This window comes from Rhodococcus sp. (in: high G+C Gram-positive bacteria), assembly GCF_049299235.1.
Classification (GTDB): Bacteria; Actinomycetota; Actinomycetes; order Mycobacteriales; family Mycobacteriaceae; genus Rhodococcus.
This window is the reverse complement of record NZ_JBAQXC010000051.1, coordinates 1-3,687: the sequence shown is the minus strand read 5'-3', so window position 1 is coordinate 3,687 and position 3,687 is coordinate 1. Positions and strand designations below refer to the sequence as shown.

4 protein-coding genes are annotated in these 3,687 nt (G+C 68.7%); all 4 read left to right on the top strand.

Features of this window, described 5'->3' with window-relative positions:
* On the top strand, nucleotides 1-712 hold a 712-nt coding region (locus tag WAX14_RS02770), incomplete at its 5' end, for a hypothetical protein (protein ID WP_422626566.1).
* A 3-nt stretch (nucleotides 713-715) separates the two neighbouring features.
* Nucleotides 716-967 carry a DUF5703 family protein gene (locus WAX14_RS02765; RefSeq protein ID WP_422626565.1) on the top strand — a complete coding sequence of 84 codons (252 nt, stop codon included), beginning with the start codon at nucleotides 716-718 and terminating at the stop codon, nucleotides 965-967.
* 96 nt (nucleotides 968-1,063) lie between these two features.
* Nucleotides 1,064-2,128 carry a quinone-dependent dihydroorotate dehydrogenase gene (locus WAX14_RS02760; RefSeq protein WP_422626564.1) on the top strand — a complete coding sequence of 355 codons (1,065 nt, stop codon included), beginning with the start codon at nucleotides 1,064-1,066 and terminating at the stop codon, nucleotides 2,126-2,128.
* 117 nt (nucleotides 2,129-2,245) lie between these two features.
* The coding region (locus WAX14_RS02755; RefSeq protein ID WP_422626563.1) for a hypothetical protein at nucleotides 2,246-3,687 on the top strand (1,442 nt) is incomplete at its 3' end.

Below are 3,687 nucleotides of genomic sequence, written 5' to 3'. Positions count from 1 at the left end.
GCCGCGCACCGCGGTGACGGTGCTGCCGGGCCCGGACGGCCAGCTCCTCGCCCCCGCGTCCGGTGCGGTTCTGCGGGTCGACGTCGACTCCGGTGAGGTCACCGAAGTTCCGGTCGACGGTGCTGCCCAAGCGGTCGCGGTGTTGCCGGACGGCCGCTGGGCGGTCGGCGCCGAGGACGGCACCGTCCGCATCCTCGATCCGGAAACCGGCACCGTCGAGTCCACGATCACCGGGCTCGTGTCGGCGGACGTGCTGGTCGCCGCGGGTGATGCGGTGGCCGCACTGGACCGGCACCAGACCTCCGTCACCGAACTGAATCTCGATGACGAACGGCTCCGCATCGCGTTGCGGGCCGGCGACGGCGCCACCCAGATGATTTCCGATCCGTTCGGCCGGGTCGTGGTGACCGACACCGAGGACGACGAACTGCTGGTGTACACCCTCGACGCGCTCGTCCTGCGGCAGCGGTACCCGACCGGCCCCGGCGTGTACGGCGTCGCCTACGACGAGGCACGGGATCTGGTGTGGGTGACGCTGACCGGGACCAACGAGGTCGTGGGCTACGATCTGTCGACCGGCATCCCGAGGGAGAAGCAGCGCTTCGCGACGGTGCGGCAGCCCGACTCGGTGTCCGTCGATCCCGATGATGCGGTGTTGATGATCGGCTCGGCGACCGGTGACGGGTTGCAGCGGATCCTGATCGGGGGGTAAAGGATGGCAAGTGCCGGACGCCGGTTCACCCGGCTGCCCGTCGACTGGGACACCAGCAACGACGCCTACGAATACGCGCCGCTGCGGTTACCGCCGGATGTGTCGCGGATCAGCGCGTCGATGCGGCTGGCGATTTCGGCGGAGTTCCACGGCTGGGAACTGAGCCGGGTGCGGCTGTATCCGGACGGGAGCCGCCGGGTGCTGCTGCGCCGCCGCAAGACCGATCGTCACGTGCCCGAACCGACCGTTCGCTGACACCGACCGCTCAGCTGACACCGACCGCTCAGCTGACACCGGCTTTTCGTTGACACCGACCCCGGACCGAACCGGCCGGGTTTGCAGGGAGATCTCGTGTACCGCTTCGTCCTGAAACTGATGTTCCTGGTTCCGCCGGAACGCGCCCACCACCTCGCGTTCCTCGCGATGCGGCTGGTGACCCGCGTCGCGCCCCTGCGGATCCTGATGTCGAAACTGCTGGTCGTGAACGACCCGGTGCTGCGCAACACCGTGTTCGGGGTGCCGTTCCGGGCACCGCTGGGCTTGGCCGCAGGGTTCGACAAGGACGCGACCGGCGCCGACGTGTGGGGTCCGCTCGGGTTCGGGTTCGCGGAAGTCGGCACGGTCACGGCGCAGGCGCAACCCGGCAATCCGGCGCCGCGACTGTTCCGGGTGCCCGCCGACCGCGGTCTGATCAACCGAATGGGTTTCAACAACCACGGCGCCGGTGAAGCCGCCAACCAACTGCGTCAACGCCTGCGCACCGTGCCGATCGGAGCCAACATCGGCAAGACCAAGGTGGTGCCCGCGGACGAGGCCGCCGCCGACTACACCGCCAGCGCCCAGTTGCTCGGTCCGCTCGCGGACTTCGTCGTGGTGAACGTCTCCTCCCCGAACACCCCCGGTCTGCGTGATCTACAGGCCGTCGACTCGCTGCGCCCGCTGCTGACCGCGGTGCTCGCCACCGTGACGGTGCCGGTGCTCGTGAAGATCGCACCGGACCTGTCGGACGACGATATCGACGCGGTCGCCGATCTCGCGGTCGAGTTGGGGTTGGCCGGCATCGTCGCGACCAACACCACGATCCGGCGTGACGGTTTGCGTACCGATGCCGCGCGCATCGAGGAGATCGGTGCCGGCGGCCTGTCCGGCGCTCCCGTCGCCGAGCGTTCCCTCGAGGTGCTGCGTCGCCTGCATGCGCGGGTCGGCGACCGGCTGGTGCTGGTGTCGGTCGGCGGTATCGAAACCGTCGAGCAGGCCTGGGAACGCATCCTGGCCGGAGCCTCGCTCATCCAGGGCTACACCGGGTTCATCTACGGTGGCCCATTCTGGATGCGGCGCATCCACAAGGGTCTGGCCCGCAAACTGCGGGCGTCGGGCTATTCGTCGATCGCCGAGGCCGTCGGCACCGGCCACTGACATTGCCGGCCACTGACGTTGGCGGCCACTGATAACGCCGATCTGCGCCCGGTTCGCGAGGTCTGTCGGGTGTGCCCGCTAGTGTGATGCCGTTTCGCACACACGAAAGGGCAACGCATGAGCGACAGGGCCGAGTTGAGGATCGTCTTTCTGCACGGGATCGGTGACGGCGACCCCGAGATGGGCTGGCTCGACGGACTCAACCGCGGCCTTGTCGCACAGGGAAAGAAGCCGGTGACGGCGACGCAGGTTCTCGCACCGCGATACACCGCGTTCCTGTCCACCAACGGTGTGGGTGCGACGATGCCCGCACCGAACAGCGAACCGAAGGACAACACCGCCGCACGCCACGACTTCCAGCGCCGCAAGGCCAGGATCGGGCGGTCCCTGGCCGGGCGCGACGACATCCGCACGTTCGGGTCGCTCGGCTACCACCGCGTTCCCGGGCACGTGCTGCACGCCGGGCAGGCCGCCGCGATCGGGTCCGGCAGCACCTTCCAGAACCTGGATCAGGTCGGCCGGTACGTCGACAACGAACCGCTGCGTGGCGCGGTCCTGCGCTACGTGCTCGACCAGTTGCCGTCCGGCGCGCACGACCTCGTGGTGATCGGCCACAGCCTGGGCAGTCTCGTCGCGATCGACCTACTCGATCACCTGCCGGACCGGTTCCGGGTACGCCGGTTCCTCACCGTCGGCAGTCCCGCCGGATCCCCGGTGCTGCACCGCAACGGCAATCGGATGTCGCGGCGGTTCCCCTTCTCGCGGGTCGACGACTGGACGAACGTGCTCGACCCCCGCGATGTCGTCACCGGCGGACGTGGCCTGGCGTCGATCTTCACAGCGGCCCAGGACGTCGTCGTCGACATCCGCGGTCAGCACGGGGCGGGTCTGTATCTCGCGCATGGAGCGGTGTCCGGGCTCGTCGCGGAGGTGCTGTATCCGTCCACCGATCTCGTGCCGGTCTCGGTGCACCTGAGTGTGCGGATGTCCGACGACGATGCGAACAATCTGCTCACCCTGCGCTACGCGCACGCGGTCGCCGACGCCATCAAGGACAAGGAAGTCGCCGAACGCTACCGGGGGGCGCTCGCGCAGGTGCAGGACGACCTGGTCGAAGCCACCGAACGCTTCGTCCGGGACACCGGCCGGGCAGTGCCACCGGAAATCCACGATCTGCTCGAAGGACGACTGCCGACACTGCCGGACCGTTGGGGATTGCGCGAACTCGTGGCGCGGCTGATGGTGCTGTCGTCGACGAACCTCGTCGAACCGTACGACATCGATACCGGTCGCGCCCAGCGCGACGCGATCCGGCAAGTTCTGTGGCTACTCGGATACGACGACATGGCGACGGTGATCGGCACATCGCTCGACGAGGTGCGCGACCACGTCGCCAAGAAGAACGGCGTGCCGTGGGGAACGATCATCCCGATCGCCCTCGGTGCCGCGCTCATCGCGGCCGTGCCGCTCGGGCTGGCCGCCGTCGGTACCGCAGGACTGGTCGGTGCCGCGGCGACGACGAGCACACTCGCCGCATTCGGACCCGGCGGCATGATGGG

Coding starts and splice junctions, on each gene's coding strand:
- WAX14_RS02765 (WP_422626565.1), top strand. CDS start 716: ATGGCAAGTGCCGGACGCCGGTTCACCCGGCTGCCCGTCGACTGGGAC.